This is a genomic window from Marinobacterium maritimum (assembly GCF_039523155.1).
Classification (GTDB): domain Bacteria; phylum Pseudomonadota; class Gammaproteobacteria; order Pseudomonadales; family Balneatricaceae; genus Marinobacterium; species Marinobacterium maritimum.
On sequence record NZ_BAAAET010000003.1, the window covers coordinates 371,639 to 388,021 of the forward strand.

The window sequence follows — 16,383 nt, forward strand, 5'->3', positions numbered from 1 at the left end:
GCACCGGCATTGCCGTCCTGATCAGCTGCTGATCACCTCGAGACTGTCCACTTTTTGATAGCCGCGCGGCAGCTTGTTGCCACGACGGCCCCGCTCACCGCGGTAGTGATCCAGCTCGGCCCCCTTGAGCTTCAGGTGCTGACGACCGGCGTTCACCACCAGGGTATCGTCCGGATTGAGCAGGATAACCTGGCTCATCAACTCCTCCCGTGCCGCCGCCCGGGCGCTCGGGATGTTGATCACCTTGTTGCCCTTGCCGCGTGCCAGTTCCGGCAGTTCCGCCACCGGGAATACCAGCAGCCGCCCTTCGCTGCTGACCGCTGCCAGCAGCGCATCCGCGCCCGGCACCAGCACCGGCTGCAATACCTTGGCTGCTTTCGGCAGGGTCAGGGCCGCCTTGCCATTCTTGGTCTTGCTGGTCAGCTGGTCGATCCTAGTGATGAAACCGTAACCGGCATCGGAGGCCAGCAGCACCGCATCGCTGTCACGGCCACAGACCAGTGCATCCACCATGGCCCCCTTGGGCAGGCTGACATGACCGGTCACCGGCTCGCCCTGGCCTCGCGCGGAGGGCAGCTTGTGCGTTTCCAGCGTATAGCTGCGCCCGGTGGAGTCGAGCAGGATACAGGGCTGATTCATCCGCCCCGGGCTGGCCAGCTTGAACGCATCACCGGACTTGTAGTTGAGACCGGCCGCATCGATATCGTGTCCCTTGGCGGCACGAATCCAGCCCTGCTTGGACAGCACCACAGTGACCGGATCGGCACTGAGCAGGTCCTTCTCGCTGAACGCCTGCGCTTCGTGACGCTCGACCAGCGGTGAGCGACGCTCGTCACCAAACTCTTCGGCGGTGGCCTCGATCTCTTCACGAATCAGTTTGCGCATCAGCTCGTCGGAATCCAGCGTCTCTTCCAGGCGCTGGCGTTCCTCGTTGAGTTCATCCTGCTCGCCACGAATTTTGATCTCCTCAAGGCGGGCCAGATGACGCAGCTTGAGGTCGAGGATCGCATCGGCCTGGACGTCGCTCAGCTCGAAGCGACGCATCAGCTCCTCTTTCGGCTTCTCCTCTTCGCGGATGATGGCGATCACCTCGTCGATATTGAGGTAAGCCACCATCAGGCCTTCGAGGATATGCAGGCGGTCACGCACCTTCTGCAAGCGATACTCGAGACGGCGACGCACCACGCTGGTGCGCCAGCTCAGCCACTCGACCAGGATCTGGCGCAGATCCTTGACCTGAGGCCGGCCGTCGATACCGATCATGTTCAGGTTGACGCGGTAGCTGCGCTCCAGGTCGGTGGTGGCGAACAGGTGCGCCATCAACTGGTCGCAGTCGACCCGATTGGAGCGCGGTACCACCACCAGGCGGGTAGGGTTCTCGTGGTCGGACTCGTCACGCAGGTCGCTGACCATCGGCAGCTTTTTCTGCTGCATCTGGGCCGCGATCTGCTCCAGCACCTTGGCACCGGAGACCTGCGCCGGCAGCGCGGTGATGATGATCTCGCCCTCGTCCCGGCTCCACAGCGCACGCATGCGGAAGCTGCCCTTGCCGCTGGTGTAGAGCTTTTTCAGCTCAGCCGCAGGGGTGATGATCTCCGCTTCGGTGGGCATGTCCGGTCCCGGCACCAGGGCACAGATATCGTCCAGCGTAGCCTGGGGGTTATCGAGCAGATGGCAGCAGGCGGTCGCCACTTCGCGCAGGTTGTGTGACGGAATATCGGTGGCCATACCGACGGCGATGCCGGTACCACCGTTGAGCAGTACGTTGGGCAGTCGCGCCGGCAGCACTTCAGGCTCGTTCATCGTGCCGTCGAAATTGGGTACCCAGTTCACCGTGCCCTGCCCCAGTTCCTTGAGCAGCACCTCGGCGTAAGGTGCCAGCCGCGACTCGGTATAACGCATGGCAGCAAAGGACTTGGGATCATCCGGCGAACCCCAGTTGCCCTGACCGTCGATCAGCGGATAGCGGTAGCTGAATGACTGCGCCATCAGCACCATCGCCTCGTAACAGGCCGAGTCGCCATGGGGATGAAACTTGCCCAGCACGTCACCGACGGTGCGCGCCGACTTCTTGTGCTTGGCGGTGGCCTTGAGCCCCAGTTCGGACATGGCATAGACGATACGCCGCTGTACCGGTTTCATGCCGTCACCCAGATGCGGCAGGGCGCGGTCGAGAATCACGTACATGGAATAGTCCAGGTACGCCTTCTCGGTAAAGTCGCGGAGTGACAGCTGCTCGGTTTCGCCGTCAAAGGTGGTTTCTACACTCATCAACTGATCCTTGCACGAAAGTGCCCACGGCCGAGCGTGGAGCCAATTGCGGATATGGCCGGCAGTATGCCAGCTAGACGCAAAAAGCGCACCCCGACCGCTCCCGCCCGGCGCATTTTACGTATAGGATGAAAGGAAACGGGAACAAGGAGAGGTATGCCATGTCCACCGACAACAACCGCCTGCTGCTGGAACTGGACCGATATCGCCGCGAGATCAACCGCGAGATCATCAACCCGCGCTTCCCCGAACTCAAACTCGACAGTCTCAAGCCGGTACTGACTATGGTCGCCCATGCCCGTGCCGACTATGTCGCCCAGCTACTGGAGCTGGCCGACAGCGGTCAGGGCCAGCCACCGGCGCCGGAACAGATCGCTGCACTCAAGCGCAGCCGAGAGACCTTTGACGAGCTGGTCGCCGCGGTCAACGCGCTGGAGAGTCTGATTTCCCGAGACTATCTGGACGTTGAGACAGGACATCCGGGACGATGAAGCTCCTCCTGCTGCTGGCGGTGCTGATTGCCAGCCCTCTGGTTTCGGCACAACCGACTGATCTCCCACTGCAGGGACGCATCTGGTCCGTCGAATCCGCCACATTCATCTCCCGAGAGGCGCTGTTCGATCGGCTGCCCGCCGGCGGCTGGCTGTTGTTGGGTGAGCAGCACGACCATCCGGAGCACCATCGCATACAGACCGAGTGGATCGAGGCGCTGGCCGACCGCCAAAAGCTCGGCGCCGTAGCACTTGAGATGGCCGACCACAGCCAGCAAGCCTATCTGGATGCCGCACGCGGCAAAGGCGGCAGGATCACGCCCGAAGCGCTGCAATGGCAAACCGGCTGGCCCTGGGCGATGTATGGGGAAGTGGTCACCACCGCGCTGAACCGGGCGCCGGCCGTGGCCGCGACCGACCTGACCCGAGATGAACAGCGTCAGGCCTACCGTGAAGGGGCACCCGAGGGCGACCTTGGCAACGATCACGCCGATTTCATGCGCGACCTGCTGTTCGAAAGTCACTGCAGCCAGATGCCGCGCAATGCCCTTGACGGCATGCGCCAGGTACAACTGGCCCGGGACCAACAGATGGCGCAGGTGTTGCGCCGCTATACTGACGCCACACGCACCGGGGTGATGCTCACCGGCGGCATCCATGCCCGCCATGATCTGGGTATCCCCCGCTGGCTGTCAGGGCCCGTGGTCAGTGTACTGATGGTATCGGCCGATGATGGCGACGACCCGACCGCGTACCTGCCGGACGGGCTACCCGACTATCGGGTCACCGACTATCTGCTGTTTACCTCTGTCCTGCCGGACAAGGATTATTGTGCCGGGTTTGAAGATAAACAGGATTAGCGTACCGGCAGCAGCGGCAGCTGCCCCTCTTCCTCGACCCGCACCGGCCACTGCAGGCCACCGCCATCGAGCTTGGCCTCGACACGGTAATCCAGCGCTTTGAGCTGAGGACTGTTCATCAACTCGGTCAGCAGGCGAATGCTGCCGAACAGCGCCGGTGTGGCACTGACTTCAATCGCCTGATCGCCATAGCCGGCAACGTCGGGCAGATCCCGAGCAACGCCGCTCAGCACCCGCTGGTCCTGCAGATAGAGGTTGTAACTGATGCCGTCCAGCTGCAGCGACTGGCGGTTGGGGTTGATCACCCGCAAGCCGATCAGGAACTGTGGCACGGCACCACGACTGGAGGGATCCAGACGCACCCCGGTCACTTCCAGCCTCGGAGGCTCATAGCCCGGTTGCAGGCCGGCACACCCCGACAGCAGGGTACCCAGCATCAGCAGGCAGATGGTATAGAATCGAAGACGCATAGATTTACCCTCGTTGAATCCGCTTGCCATTGAAGGCAGTCACGGATGAAGCTTAGCTGAACCCAAACTGCCCGGCGCGGTCCACTACCAAACCTGCGCCCCGGCGTTGTCTGGATTATCGCGCCTGCAACCTGGACACTGAAGGAGTTTTTTCATGCAATCCCTGGCCCTTGGGCCCTTTGCCCTGTCCGTCGACCGCGTGCTGCTTCTGCTGGCCGTGCTCGCTGCCCTGTTCGCCGGCTGGATCAGTAGCCGCCGAAACGGCCGCAACCCTGAGCCGGCGCTGCTAACCATTCTGCTGGTTGGCGTGCTGGGGGCCCGGATGGGGTTCGTGCTGCATTTCAGCGGTGATTATCTGGCCAACCCGGTACAGATAATCGATATTCGTGACGGCGGTTTCTGGTGGGTCAGCGGCGTGGTGAGCGGCACCCTCTGCGCTCTGATGTATCTGTGGCGCCAGCCGGAGCTGCGCCGTTCACTGAGCATCGCGCTGGTGACCGGCCTCCTGGTCTGGGGCGCTACCGCCATTCCGCTGGCGCAGCTGCAGAGCAATACCCGCAGCCTGCCCGATATGGTGCTGATGACGCCGGCAGGCGAGCAGGTCAACCTGCGTGACTACACCGGCGAGCCCATTGTACTCAACGTCTGGGCCAGCTGGTGCCCGCCCTGTGTGCGTGAAATGCCGGTACTGGAACAGGCCCAGCATGACTATCCCGGGGTCCAGTTCCTGTTTGCCAACCTGGGCGAGGACAGTGTCACCGTGGAGGCGTTCCTGATGCAGCTGGACGTGGAGCTGAAGCACGTGCTGCTGGATCAGCAGAACCAGCTAGGGCAGCACTATGGTTCACGAGGGCTACCGACCACCCTGTTCATCGATGCCGAGGGTCAACTGCAGGATACCCATCTGGGCGAGCTGTCAGTGGCCAGCCTGAAGAGCCGACTGGCCAGTATCCTGCCGGATCAGCTGCCCCAGTAACGGACACGACCGGTGTCGATATGGACGAAGTTGGAGCCTGTGTAGAGACCGACGCCTCCCACCTTGGCGTCGCAGGCCAGACGGTGCAGATCCTTCAACGGCGTTCCCGGCAGGCGAATATCCAGTGCCCGTCCCTGCATGTGCAGGCTTTTCTTGGCCACACCACTGCTGGCAGAGCGCAGCTGGGCGTTGGTCTTCGGTGAACGGTAGCCAGAGATGATCTGGAAGGGATTGGCATTGCCGGCCTTCTGCTGCAACAGGTGCAGCAGGTCCAGCAGTGTGGGATCGATCGGGTGTACCTCACCGGTGCGGAAGTCACGCAGCAGGTGGTTGATGTCCGCCAGACTGGTGCTGACATACTGCCCTTCCGCCCAGTAGGTGGTGCTCAGTTTCTCACCGGTGTGCAGGTTATCAAACTTCAACTCCCGACCGAACAGCGGGCGGATATTGGCCTGGGCAACCGGCAGATGCAGCAATGCAGCAGAACCGGCCAACCCACCCAGCAAGCGGCGGCGCTGACGGCATTCGGGTTCGCTGGTTTCGGTGCGGGGATGGCGGCGAGGGGTCAACAGCATGAAAAACCTCAACTGAATCAACAACTGTATAAAACACAAACAAAACAGCTCAAATCTTACCCACTTTCACAGTGCCTGACTACTTTTTGAGCAGCTTTTGTGCCAGTTGCATCAGTTGTGGGCTGGGTGGCTGCGGCTGAGGCCCCAGAACGGCGTTCATGCGAGCATCCGTTCCGTAGAGATCGGCATAAAAATGGGCCTGCTGCTGTTCATCGACCCAGACACTCAGATAGACCAGATACACCGGCAGCGGCTGGGCCAGTGGCAGATGCCGGGTCGTCTCCTCACTCAGCTGTGTCTCCAGCGAGGCCTCACCGAGCAGGGTTTGGGCCAGCTGGCCGATCCCCTGCACACGAATGCAACCGGAGCTGAACGCACGTGAGCGGGCTTCGAACAGGGACTGCTGCGGCGTGTCATGCAGGAAGATGCTGTGCGGATTGGCCATGCCGAAGCGGATGCGGCCCAGGCTGTTGTGCGGTCCCGGACGCTGGCGCAGCAGATAGCGAAAGTTTTGCCGTGACAGCCCGGACCAGTCGATGGAAGCACTGTCCACCGGCTTCCAGTGCCCATCCTGCAGGGCCAGCACTTCGATGCCCAGGCGCTCGAAATAGTCCGGATCCTGCTGCTGCTTGGGCAGCAGATCCTCCACCGCCAGCCGGAAAGGCACCGTCCAGGAGGGATTGAGGATCAGCTTATCAACCTCGGTGGCAAAGGAAAGACTGGGGCGTGCCGGTCGCCCGGTGATGATGGCATGTCGCTCGACCACCTGCCCCTGTTCCACCAGATCCAGGCTGAAAGACGCCGTACGCACCAGCAGATAGCGATCACCCAGAGAGACAGGCAGCGCCCGCCAGCGTGCCAGGTTGGCACGTACCTGCTGCAGCTTCTGCGCCGGACTGGTCAACATGGCGGCGCGGGTATCGGGTCCGTAGATGCCATCCACCTTCAGCCCCTGCTGCTGCTGATACTGACGTACCGCTTCGGCCACCCGGTCGGTATACCGGGCTTCCTCTTCGAGGGAGCTTTCGGCGGCATTGAGCACGCCCTGATGGCTGAGCCAGTCACGCAACTGCACCACTCCCGGATGCCGGTCCCCGGCGCGCAGCAACCCTGTCGGCAACTCCGCCGGCTGATAAGGTTGTTGTGCCTGCAGTGTAAGCTCCTGATGCAGAGTAACCAGACGCGCATATTCCGCTGACCGGGGCAGTAATTCGCTCAGCAGTTGATCAACACTCACCCCTTGCTCCAGCCGCTGTAACAGGGCCACCGGATCCAGCGACTTGGGCGGCAATCGCCACAGCGGGTCGATCTGACTCAGATCCAGCCGGCTGCCCGACAGGTCCTGTGCCAGCCGGATGAAGGCATGACTCATCAACAGGTCATTGAGCAGCACCTCGCCGCTCAACTGCGGCACACTCCCCGCGGCGGACAGCGCCAGAGAGGATGGCAGATCCGCGTAACCCGCCCCGGCATAGGACAGACGTTCAACACCATAGTCCCGAGGATCTAGACCATGCGCATGGGACAGGACGACCCAGGCCGCCAGTTGCTGCCGACGCATGGCCAAAGGGGCACCATTGGCATCAGACCAGATCAACTGCCAGTCACGCTGTTCATACAGGCGCTGCAGGTCCGTCCACTGTTCGATCATCACCCCTGGCAGCACGCCCTGGCGCCCTGCGACCAGCAGCTGTTGCAGGTGCTCACCGGGTGACATGGCGGCAACTGCCAGCGGCGGCGAAAGGGTTAACAGCAGCGACAGCAAACACCTGCCGAGCCACACCCAGGCTGAGCGAATCATACCCCCTCCGCAGATTTCCACTTTCTTCACTATAGCCTGTTTTCACTTGGTGTTATGCTCAGGACCCACATGCGAGCGGGCAGCCAGATGGTGTTCGCTGCAATATGAAATAACCCGAGTACGATGGAGAAAAGGATGCAAAAGTGGATAGGTGCGGGTGTATTGGTCGCGGTTGCGGGCGCGGGACTGGCATGGCAGCAGGGATGGCTCGGCGGAGCCGGCAGTGAACCGCTGACCGCCTATGTACCGGCCGATACCGTTCTCTATATCGGCGGTCAGGCGGACGCCAACCAGCTTGAACATATTCGCAAGCTGCCGTTGATGGCCAACTCACAGTTCCAGGCCAAGCAGCTGCTGACCGAACTGGAACGCAGCAACCGCCGTCAGACACCGCAAAGCCAGTTCGCCATCGCTCTCTTTGCCGATTTCATCAGCAACGCCAACACCTATGGCGACATGGTCGAGCACTACGGGCTCGACCTGACCAAGCCCCAGGCGATCTACATGGACGGCATGGTACCGGTCATCCGCTTCGGCCTGAAGGATGAAGCCACTTTCTGGCAGGTTCTGGACAAGGCCTCCGCCGAAAGCGGTCTGCAGCCTCGCGAAGTTACCGTTGGCAGCACCCCAACCAAGCTCTGGCGCCTGAGCCCGGAAGACGACAAGGCACTGGAACTGGCGGTCAATGTACGTGACGGTGTGGCCACGATCACCGCCTTCCATTTCCTCGACCAGGACGCCGACCAGCAGCAGCGCCTGGCACTGACCAAGCCGGCCCAGTCACTGGCTGACAGCGGCGAGCTGGAGCAGCTGCAGAAGACCTACAAGTTCGATGAAAGCATGCTGGCACTGGTGCACTTCCAGCGTCTGGCGCAGGGTTTCCTGCAACCGGAAAGCAACGGCTTCGGCCAGGATCTGAGCGCGCTGTTCAAGGCACAGGATGAACGCCTGCCGGCTGAAGAGATGGACGCCGCCTGCCGTACCGAGGTACTGGACATGATCGGCCAGATGCCGCGTCTGGTCGCCGGCAACACCAACTCCAGCAGCGGCAAGGTACTTAAGATGCATAGCCGCTCCGTGCTGGAAATCAACAATGCAGAAGTCGTTGGTGCTCTGTCATCGCTGCGCGGCCATGTGCCGGGCCATACTGGCCACTCGGACGGGCAGATTATCGGCGTGGGTGCCGGCCTGGATATCGACAACCTGGTGCCGGCCGCAACCACCCTGTTCAACAAGATGACCGCCACCGAGTCCAGCTGCCGTCAGATCCGTCGCATGCAGCGTGACATGAACGGAGCCAACCCGGCGATGATGGCGATGTTCACCGGCATGGTACAGGGCGCCAAGGGCCTCGGCTTCTCGCTGTACGACCTGAAACTGGATGGCAACAGCCCGATGCCAACCAGCTACGACTTCCTGTTCAGCATCGCCACCAGCAATCCCCAGCCGCTGCTCGGCATGCTGGCCATGTCTCCGATGGGCCGACAGATCCAGATCCCGACCGATGGCAGCCTCACCGATGTTGATCTTTCCTTCATCGCGCCGGGCATGAGCATCAAGGCCGGTATTCAGGGCAACCACCTGGTCGCTTTCTCCGGTGACAAGGCGCAGCAGGCGGTCGACAAGCTTAAGGACGAGTCGCTGGAAGCGAACGGACTGATGCGCGTGTCCGCGGATTATGGCCGCTTCGCCGATCTGATCGACGCCATCCCGCCGATGTTCGCCAGTGAGATGAACACCGGCATGTCCGAAAGCGGCTGTGTCGCCCAGGCCCAGCTGTCACACATGCTGCGTACTCAGGGCGCCAGCGTCGACTACACCCTGGACATCATCGATCAGGGTGTCAGCACCGATATTTCCCTGCAGATGGATACCACAGCCGTGAAGGCGGTGAATCCGGTCGGCCGCTATACACTGATGGATCAGACCTACGACTGTGCCGTCGGTGAAGCCCAGGGCACCGAAGAGATCCGTGCCGACAAGACCGGTACGTACACCTTCACTCACGAGGGCTGCGACCTTTATCGCACCGAGTACACCTGGAGCCAGGAAGGCAACCTGTTCAGCATCACACCGAGCAAGATAGAAAGCCGTGACATCTGTGATGCGGAATGGAAACAGGAAGAGCTGATCAGCAGCCAGTGCATACTGCTGCCGGCCGAGGAAGGCTTCCGCTGCATCTACAGCGACGAGGAGCGCGAAAATCTGTTCCATTATGTGCCCCGCTCGTAACGGGTCGCTGGACAGATCGCTTTAACGCAAACGCCGGGCAATGCCCGGCGTTTCTGTTTTCGTTGTTGAATTTCAGGCTTCAAACCACTTCGGCCAGGTTACCCTTCTGTTCCAGCCACTTCTTGCGATCGCCGGAGCGCTTTTTCGCCAGCAGCATATCCATGATCTCCAGGGTGTCGTCCCCAGCGGACAACGTCAGCTGCACCAGACGACGGGTATCCGGCGACATGGTGGTTTCGCGCAGCTGCAGCGGGTTCATCTCGCCCAGACCCTTGAAGCGCTGCACCCCGATCTTGGCATTTTTGCGCTCGGCCCGGATGCGCTCGATGATTCCGTCCTTCTCGGCATCATCCAGGGCATAGGACACCTCCTTGCCGAAGTCGATGCGGTACAGCGGCGGCATCGCCACGTAGACATGGCCGGCGGCCACCAGCGGCTTGAAGTGTCGTACGAACAGGGCACACAACAACGTGGCGATGTGCAGGCCATCGGAGTCAGCGTCCGCCAGAATGCAGACCTTGTTGTAACGCAGGCCATCAAGCTTGTCGGAGCCCGGGTCGACACCAATCGCCACCGAGATGTCGTGGATCTCCTGAGACGCCAGCACCTCACCGGGGTCTACCTCCCAGGAATTAAGAATCTTGCCGCGCAGCGGCATGATCGCCTGGAATTCGCGGTTGCGCGCCTGCTTGGCGGAACCGCCGGCGGAATCACCTTCCACCAGGAACAGCTCGGACTGGCTGGCATCGGCGCCGGAGCAGTCCGCCAGCTTGCCCGGCAGCGCCGGCCCCTGGGTCACCTTCTTGCGCACCACCTTGCGACCGGCGCGCATGCGGCGCTGAGCGCTGGCGATCACCAGCTCGGCCAGCTTCTCGCCCTCCTCCACATGGCGGTTGAGCCAGAGCGAGAAGGCATCCTTGATGGCACCGGAGATGAACGCGGCAATCTGGCGTGACGACAGGCGCTCCTTGGTCTGACCGGCAAACTGGGGGTCGCGCATTTTCGCCGACAGGATGTAGCAGCAGCGATCCCAGATATCGTCCGGGCTCAGCTTGACGCCGCGCGGCAGCAGGTTACGGAACTCACAGAACTCACGCATGGCGTCCAGCAGGCCGGTGCGCATGCCGTTGACGTGGGTACCGCCCTGAGCCGTGGGGATCAGGTTGACGTAGCTCTCGGTGGTGACTTCACCACCTTCGACCAACCACTGCACCGCCCACTCGACGGCATCTTCCTCGCCCTGAAGACTGCCGCTGAACGGCTCCGCCGGCAGGGTCTCGTATACCTGGGTGGTACCCCGCAGATAGGCCACCAGGCCATCCTCGTAGTACCACTCTTCCTGCTCCTTCTTGCCGCTGCTCAGGTCGGTAAAGATCACCTTGAGCCCCGGACACAGGACCGCCTTGGCGCGCAGGTTGTGCTTGAGTTTGGAGACACTGAACTTGGGACTGTCGAAATACTTGGGGTCGGGCAGGAAGCGCACCAGAGTACCGGTATTGCGCTTGCCACAGGTGCCGATCACCTCCAGTTCAGACACCTTGTCTCCGTCGGCGAAGCCAATGCGGTAGACCTGGCCGTCGCGCTTGATCTCAACGTTGAGCAGCTTGGACAGGGCATTGACCACCGACACCCCGACCCCATGCAGACCACCGGAGTAGTTGTAGTTGTCGTTGCTGAACTTGCCGCCGGCATGCAGCTTGGTCAGGATCAGCTCGACACCGCTGACACCCTCTTCCGGATGAATATCCACCGGCATGCCACGGCCGTCATCGGCTACGCTCAGGGAGCCATCGTCATGCAGGGTGACCTCAATCTGGCGGGCGTGGCCGGCAAGTGCCTCGTCGACCGAGTTATCGATCACTTCCTGCGCCAGATGGTTGGGGCGGTCGGTCTCGGTGTACATGCCAGGGCGGCGGCGCACCGGATCCAGGCCACTGAGAACTTCTATCGCTTCGGCGTTGTATTGCTTCGACATCGAGTCTTCCTGTTCAGAGAGAGACGGCGGGCAGCGGCGTAGGCTCAGGCAGATCGATCCTGCCGTCGGCGAACGCCTGCACTGCCGGTATCAGCGCCTCGAACTGTTCAAATCCATGGCTGCCGCCGGGCTGCACAAACTGTGCACTGGCCGCAAATTTTTCTACCGCATCACGGTAGTCGATGGTTTCATCCGCTGTCTGCACCAACAGCAGGTAGCGGGACGGATCCCGCAACTGTGAACAGTACAGCGCCTTCAGCTGAGCCAAGTGCTCCTCGGTCAGCTCATAGTTGTCATCGGTATAGAGATTGGTGTTCTGCCCCAGCCACTCTTCCAGCAGCTCGAAGGGGCGTACCGCCGGGTTGATCAGCACCGCACGCACACCAGGGTTATGCTCCACCAGCCAGGTACTGTAATAGCCTCCGAGGGAGCTGCCAACCAGTGTCACCGGGCCTTCAGCCGCGTCGATCTCGGCCTGCAGCTGCTCGATCGCAAGCTTTGGCCAGTGCGACAGTGCCGGTACCCGCAGTTGAGCTTCACGCCCCTGCTCCTGCATCACCGCCTGCATCAGACGCGCCTTGGCCGACTGCGGCGAGCTGTTAAAGCCGTGGGCATAGATGATGGTCGTTTCAGACATCCGGGACAGCCTCCTCGAGGGTTGTGGATAAGCGCAGCAGATGGGCATCGATACGGCCATCCGCATGTAATTCGTACCAGCGACAACCGGGTGTGGATAACCGGGGATCCGCCTCCAGCGTAAAATCGTCACAGCCCTGAGCAAACTGCACCACCGTCGACGGCGCCGACCAGAGCGGCCGACCGGCAAAACTCAGGTTCAAGGCCTGATGCAGATGGCCACAGATCAGCCCACGCACCTGGGGTGAGTCAGCGACTATGGCTTCCAGCGCCTCTGGGTTAGCCAGACGGATCTCGTCCTGCCAGCGGCTCCCGGTGGCGACCGGATTATGATGCAGCGCCAGCAACAGATGGCGTTCCTGCAAGGCCGTCAACCGCTGCTCCAGCCAGGCCAGCTCCTCGTCCGCCAGCGAGCCGCTGCCACGCCCATCCGGACAGGCAGTGGTATCCAGCTGCAGCAGGGTCCAGTCATGATCCAGATCGACCTGTTTGCACTCCAGGCGCCCACCGGGATCCGCCGCCTGCATGATGGCAAGATCGTCATGGTTGCCGGGCAGCCAGTGACGCTCGCCGCTCAGCGGCTCGATAATCGACAACAACCGCCGGTAGGCTTCGCCACCAGCATGGTGGGTCAGATCCCCAGTCAGCAGCAGATGATCAAACGGCGGCAGCAAGACCAGCTGGGCAACCAGTTGCGCCAGTGACCGATCCGCATCACGATCGTAAAACGGCGTTTCCGGCACGGCCGGCAGATGACAGTCACTCAGCTGCAAAACACGCAGGCTCACTCGGCGAACACCTCCTCCATCAGCTGACCATGGGCCAGGCAGTGGCTGAGCCATTCACCGAGGAAAGCGTTGAGCTGGGCCTTTTCGTCCGGCTGGTGCATCTGCCGGTTCGGATAGGGGTAAACGCCGGACAACTGGCGGCGCTGGCGGGTACAGATCACCTCGGCCACCCGCGCATCATGGTAAAGCCGGACCACCAGCTTCGGCGCTTCCAGCCAGACAGAAGCATTCTCGTGCTGCTGAGAGACCACCACACTGGTGGTATAGGCAAAACGCTCATCCACAGCCAGTCGCACCCGCGCCCGCTGGTTATCGACCACCACCTGGAATTCACGCTGATCACAGTTGTCCAGATCCGGCAGCAGCTTGAGCAAGCGCAGGTAGTTGGCTTCACCCTGCGCCATCTGCCGTTTCAGGTCGGGAACATATTTACGCTTCATCGGACACCCGCATCTGTTGCAGCCGTCCATGGTTCAGTTCCAGCCACTGCAATGCGATGATCGCCGCGGCATTGTTCAATCTGTTGTCACGTACCAAGGCGAAGGCATCATCCGCCGCCACCACGTGTACCTTGATATCCTCACCTTCGCTGTCGAGGCCGTGCACGCCACCGGCACCGCGGGAATCGACCAGTGCACAGACCAGTTCGATCCACTCGTCACAGCCGCCGGGGCTGGGCAGATAGCCGGTGATCGGAAATACCGGCCCCAGCTCGATCCCGGCCTCCTCGACGCTTTCGCGGCGCGCCACATCCTCGGACGACTCGCCCTCTTCGACGATACCCGCCACCAGTTCCAGCAGCCAGGGGCTGGCGACCTTGCCCAGAGCGCCGGCGCGGAACTGCTCGACCAGCACCACTGCATCGGCTACAGGATCATAGAGTAGTACGCAAACGGCATCGCCGCGATCAAGAATCTCACGCTGGATACGTACGCGCCCACCCTCGAAGCGGGGATGGCTCAGCGTCAGCCGGTGCAGGCGGAAAAAACCCTTATACAAGGGCTCATCCTGCTCCAGGCGCACATCGCGCTGATCGAATACGGGACTCCAGACAGTGGACATGAGGCTCACCTTGGTACGCTTGAATCAAACAGCGACTATACCACTGCCAGCCAAGAGACCCCAACGCAAGGCGGGTAATCAGAGTACCGGCCAGCCCCGTCTGGGCAGCATCGCCGTCAGGGCGCGGCGGAATGCCTGTCCGGAGCGCTGGTAGAGTGCGGGGCGCACCTGGTACGGGGTCAGTGCCGGCGCGGGTGTGGCTTCCGGATAGCCCAGCAGGTAGCCCTGGCCACAGGGGATATCCAGCGCCTGCAGCGTGCGCAGCTCGCTCATCTGTTCAATCCCCTCGGCCAACACCTGACACCCCAGGGCACGGCCGATCTGACCGATGGAGCGGACGAACTCACGCTTGACCGGATCCCGGTCCAGATCACGGATGAAGTGTTGATCGATCTTGACGTACTCCGGCTGCAACTCGGACCAGAGCTTGAGATCGGAGTAGCCGGTACCCAGATCATCGATGGCAATGCGGAACCCCATGCTGCGGTAGTGCTCCACTGCACGACGGGTCAGTCCATTGGCATCAAAGGGGTGCTGCTCGGACAGTTCAATGACGATCTGCGCCACGGGGATGCCGAGCCGGCGCAACAGATCAACGGTAAAACCGGGTTGGTGCTCAGGCGATGCCAGCCAGGCAGCCGAGACGTTGAGGAACAGGGTGGCGTCTGAGTCCATTTCGGCAAAGACTTCCAGTGAGCGCTGACGGCATAGCCGCTCCAGCTCCAGCTGAAGCCCCTGACGCAAAGCCGCCCCGAACAGCGCCACGGGGCGCTGCAGCAAGCTGCCTTCGGGACCACGAATCAGGGCCTCATAGCCCAGCAGAGCGCCCGTTTCCAGATTGATGATCGGCTGGAAATGCGGCTGGAGCAGCTGTTGTTCCAGTATTCGCGTCAGCTCCAGCCGTTCTGCTTCCTGCTGAGCGTCATATATCTTTGATGGATTGAACTGCATCCGTGACCCCAAAAACTGCATGACAGCGGGGGAGTCTATGTCAGTTCAATGACATCAGCATGACACCCGGATCAGGCCGCGGCAAACTCGCGCAACTGCTGGATCTCCTCCGGCCAGATCTCCGGCTCGATGGTCTCCAGCACCAGCGGGATCCCCTCGAATCGGCTGTCCTGCATGATGTACTCGAACACGGCCCAGCCGATCTCGCCCTGCCCCAGACTGTGGTGGCGGTCGATGCGGCTTTCCAGCGCCCCCTTGGAGTCGTTCAGGTGCATGCCACGCAGGTATTCGAAGCCGACAATACGCTCGAACTCGGCGAAGGTCTGCTCACAGGCTTCCGGCGTGCGCAGATCGTAGCCGGCGGCGAAGGTGTGGCAGGTATCCAGACACACACCGACACGGGACTTGTCTTCGACCTGGTCGATGATTGCCGCCAGCTGCTCAAAGCGACAGCCCAGGTTGGAGCCTTGACCGGCGGTGTTCTCGATCACGGCGACGACATTTTCGGTCTGCGCCAGCGCCAGGTTGATCGACTCGGCGATGGTACTCAGGCAGGTGGCTTCATCGACCTTACGCAGGTGACTGCCGGGATGGAAGTTGAGCAATTTCAGCCCCAGCTGTTCGCAGCGCTGCATCTCGTCGACAAAGGCGGTGCGTGACTTTTCCAGCGCTTCAGCTTCAGGGTGACCCAGATTGATCAGATAGCTGTCGTGCGGCAGGATCTGGTCGGCGCTGAACCCCAGCCGCTCGCAGTTGGCCTTGAACGCCTTGATGCTCTTGCTGGTCAGCGGTTTGGCATCCCAGCGACGCTGGTTCTTGGTGAACAGGGCAAAGGCGTTGGCCCCGATTCTGGCCGCGTTCAGCGGCGCGTTTTCAACGCCGCCCGCCGCGCTGACATGGGCTCCGATGTAGTACATCTGTATCCTGACTTTCTTACAATCATGAATGACTGGAAATTGTGCGAGCGACTTTCTGGCAAGACGCCCGACACACAGGAACCTAAGTGTATTCGGGATACATTAGGATTCCGACCGGGCTGGCGCACCAGCACTGTGCAACGCAGCACGGGAGTCGCGCAGCCGATTTCCCTTACAGCTTGCAGGCACCGCCCAGGCAATCATCAAAATCCATTGACGCCAACTCTTCCTTTTCGGCATGGTGCGCCTTGAGGCGGGTCAGCAGATCGGATTCCACCGCATCCTGGCTGGCGCCGGCACGGTCAAACACGTTCAGCAGCGCGGTCAGTTCTTCCAGGGTCAGTTCGTGCATGGGGTACTCCTCGGCCAGTTTCAGGC

At 61.6% G+C, this 16,383-nt stretch carries 16 protein-coding genes; 4 read left to right on the top strand and 12 right to left on the bottom strand.

From position 1 onward, the window contains the following. Positions 1-21: 21 nt before the first annotated feature. Positions 22-2,271: a DNA topoisomerase IV subunit A gene (parC, locus tag ABD013_RS12735; RefSeq protein ID WP_343806449.1), complete on the bottom strand. Its 2,250-nt coding sequence runs from the start codon at positions 2,269-2,271 to the stop codon at positions 22-24. A gap of 161 nt (positions 2,272-2,432) precedes the next feature. Between parC and ABD013_RS12740 the strand changes: the two genes are divergently transcribed. Continuing rightward, entirely contained in the window at positions 2,433-2,762 is a 330-nt protein-coding gene (locus ABD013_RS12740; protein WP_343806451.1) for a hypothetical protein, read from the top strand. Beyond that, positions 2,759-3,622, top strand: a complete 864-nt coding sequence (locus tag ABD013_RS12745; RefSeq protein WP_343806453.1) for a ChaN family lipoprotein — start codon at positions 2,759-2,761, stop codon at positions 3,620-3,622. Before ABD013_RS12740 ends, ABD013_RS12745 begins: the two co-directional genes overlap by 4 nt. On the opposite strand, the gene ABD013_RS12750 is transcribed toward ABD013_RS12745, so the two are convergent. Then, complete coding sequence (locus ABD013_RS12750) at positions 3,619-4,092, bottom strand: LEA/WHy family protein (protein WP_343806455.1); 474 nt, start codon at positions 4,090-4,092, stop codon at positions 3,619-3,621. The genes ABD013_RS12745 and ABD013_RS12750 overlap by 4 nt on opposite strands. Before the next feature lie 154 nt (positions 4,093-4,246). On the opposite strand from ABD013_RS12750, the gene ABD013_RS12755 reads away from it, so the two are divergent. Next, positions 4,247-5,068 (top strand): prolipoprotein diacylglyceryl transferase family protein, encoded by an 822-nt coding sequence (locus ABD013_RS12755; protein WP_343806457.1) that lies wholly within the window; start codon positions 4,247-4,249, stop codon positions 5,066-5,068. Here ABD013_RS12755 and mepK read toward each other — a convergent pair. Together mepK and ABD013_RS12765 are read right to left on the bottom strand one after the other, a co-directional pair. Next, positions 5,053-5,643 (bottom strand): peptidoglycan L,D-endopeptidase MepK, encoded by a 591-nt coding sequence (mepK, locus tag ABD013_RS12760; protein ID WP_343806459.1) that lies wholly within the window; start codon positions 5,641-5,643, stop codon positions 5,053-5,055. The genes ABD013_RS12755 and mepK overlap by 16 nt on opposite strands. Positions 5,644-5,722: 79 nt before the next feature. Further along, on the bottom strand, positions 5,723-7,444 hold the full coding sequence (locus tag ABD013_RS12765; protein WP_343806461.1) for a L,D-transpeptidase family protein: 1,722 nt from the start codon (positions 7,442-7,444) through the stop codon (positions 5,723-5,725). Between the two features lie 135 nt (positions 7,445-7,579). On the opposite strand from ABD013_RS12765, the gene ABD013_RS12770 reads away from it, so the two are divergent. Beyond that, entirely contained in the window at positions 7,580-9,676 is a 2,097-nt protein-coding gene (locus tag ABD013_RS12770; RefSeq protein WP_343806463.1) for a hypothetical protein, read from the top strand. 79 nt (positions 9,677-9,755) lie between these two features. On the opposite strand, the gene parE is transcribed toward ABD013_RS12770, so the two are convergent. The 8 genes from parE to ABD013_RS12810 form a co-directional block, all read right to left on the bottom strand. Then, positions 9,756-11,651, bottom strand: coding sequence for a DNA topoisomerase IV subunit B (parE, locus tag ABD013_RS12775; RefSeq protein ID WP_343806465.1), 1,896 nt, complete (start codon positions 11,649-11,651; stop codon positions 9,756-9,758). A 13-nt stretch (positions 11,652-11,664) separates the two neighbouring features. Beyond that, positions 11,665-12,288 (bottom strand): YqiA/YcfP family alpha/beta fold hydrolase, encoded by a 624-nt coding sequence (locus tag ABD013_RS12780; RefSeq protein WP_343806467.1) that lies wholly within the window; start codon positions 12,286-12,288, stop codon positions 11,665-11,667. After that, the gene (locus ABD013_RS12785; RefSeq protein WP_343806469.1) at positions 12,281-13,075 is read right to left on the bottom strand and encodes a metallophosphoesterase; all 795 of its coding nucleotides are present in this window, start codon (positions 13,073-13,075) and stop codon (positions 12,281-12,283) included. Before ABD013_RS12785 ends, ABD013_RS12780 begins: the two co-directional genes overlap by 8 nt. Continuing rightward, a complete protein-coding gene (locus ABD013_RS12790) occupies positions 13,072-13,515 on the bottom strand; it encodes a DUF1249 domain-containing protein (RefSeq protein ID WP_343806472.1) in 444 nt (147 codons plus the stop codon). The genes ABD013_RS12785 and ABD013_RS12790 overlap by 4 nt, the downstream gene beginning before the upstream one ends. After that, entirely contained in the window at positions 13,505-14,137 is a 633-nt protein-coding gene (locus tag ABD013_RS12795) for an NUDIX domain-containing protein (RefSeq protein WP_343806474.1), read from the bottom strand. Before ABD013_RS12795 ends, ABD013_RS12790 begins: the two co-directional genes overlap by 11 nt. 78 nt (positions 14,138-14,215) lie before the next feature. Next, the gene (locus ABD013_RS12800; RefSeq protein WP_343806476.1) at positions 14,216-15,088 is read right to left on the bottom strand and encodes an EAL domain-containing protein; all 873 of its coding nucleotides are present in this window, start codon (positions 15,086-15,088) and stop codon (positions 14,216-14,218) included. Positions 15,089-15,159: 71 nt separating this feature from the next. After that, positions 15,160-16,005: a deoxyribonuclease IV gene (gene nfo / locus ABD013_RS12805; RefSeq protein ID WP_343806478.1), complete on the bottom strand. Its 846-nt coding sequence runs from the start codon at positions 16,003-16,005 to the stop codon at positions 15,160-15,162. A gap of 172 nt (positions 16,006-16,177) precedes the next feature. Beyond that, the gene (locus ABD013_RS12810) at positions 16,178-16,357 is read right to left on the bottom strand and encodes a hypothetical protein (RefSeq protein ID WP_343806480.1); all 180 of its coding nucleotides are present in this window, start codon (positions 16,355-16,357) and stop codon (positions 16,178-16,180) included. Between the last annotated feature and the right edge of the window lie 26 nt (positions 16,358-16,383).

Bases quoted from the DNA above. Each gene is read 5' to 3' on its own strand.
- ABD013_RS12790 (WP_343806472.1), bottom strand. From the start codon at position 13,515: ATGAAGCGTAAATATGTTCCCGACCTGAAACGGCAGATGGCGCAGGGT.
- ABD013_RS12750 (WP_343806455.1), bottom strand. From the start codon at position 4,092: ATGCGTCTTCGATTCTATACCATCTGCCTGCTGATGCTGGGTACCCTG.
- nfo (WP_343806478.1), bottom strand. From the start codon at position 16,005: ATGTACTACATCGGAGCCCATGTCAGCGCGGCGGGCGGCGTTGAAAAC.
- parE (WP_343806465.1), bottom strand. From the start codon at position 11,651: ATGTCGAAGCAATACAACGCCGAAGCGATAGAAGTTCTCAGTGGCCTG.
- ABD013_RS12800 (WP_343806476.1), bottom strand. From the start codon at position 15,088: ATGCAGTTCAATCCATCAAAGATATATGACGCTCAGCAGGAAGCAGAA.
- ABD013_RS12765 (WP_343806461.1), bottom strand. From the start codon at position 7,444: ATGATTCGCTCAGCCTGGGTGTGGCTCGGCAGGTGTTTGCTGTCGCTG.
- ABD013_RS12810 (WP_343806480.1), bottom strand. From the start codon at position 16,357: ATGCACGAACTGACCCTGGAAGAACTGACCGCGCTGCTGAACGTGTTT.
- ABD013_RS12755 (WP_343806457.1), top strand. From the start codon at position 4,247: ATGCAATCCCTGGCCCTTGGGCCCTTTGCCCTGTCCGTCGACCGCGTG.
- mepK (WP_343806459.1), bottom strand. From the start codon at position 5,643: ATGCTGTTGACCCCTCGCCGCCATCCCCGCACCGAAACCAGCGAACCC.
- ABD013_RS12795 (WP_343806474.1), bottom strand. From the start codon at position 14,137: ATGTCCACTGTCTGGAGTCCCGTATTCGATCAGCGCGATGTGCGCCTG.
- ABD013_RS12740 (WP_343806451.1), top strand. From the start codon at position 2,433: ATGTCCACCGACAACAACCGCCTGCTGCTGGAACTGGACCGATATCGC.
- parC (WP_343806449.1), bottom strand. From the start codon at position 2,271: ATGAGTGTAGAAACCACCTTTGACGGCGAAACCGAGCAGCTGTCACTC.
- ABD013_RS12745 (WP_343806453.1), top strand. From the start codon at position 2,759: ATGAAGCTCCTCCTGCTGCTGGCGGTGCTGATTGCCAGCCCTCTGGTT.
- ABD013_RS12780 (WP_343806467.1), bottom strand. From the start codon at position 12,288: ATGTCTGAAACGACCATCATCTATGCCCACGGCTTTAACAGCTCGCCG.
- ABD013_RS12770 (WP_343806463.1), top strand. From the start codon at position 7,580: ATGCAAAAGTGGATAGGTGCGGGTGTATTGGTCGCGGTTGCGGGCGCG.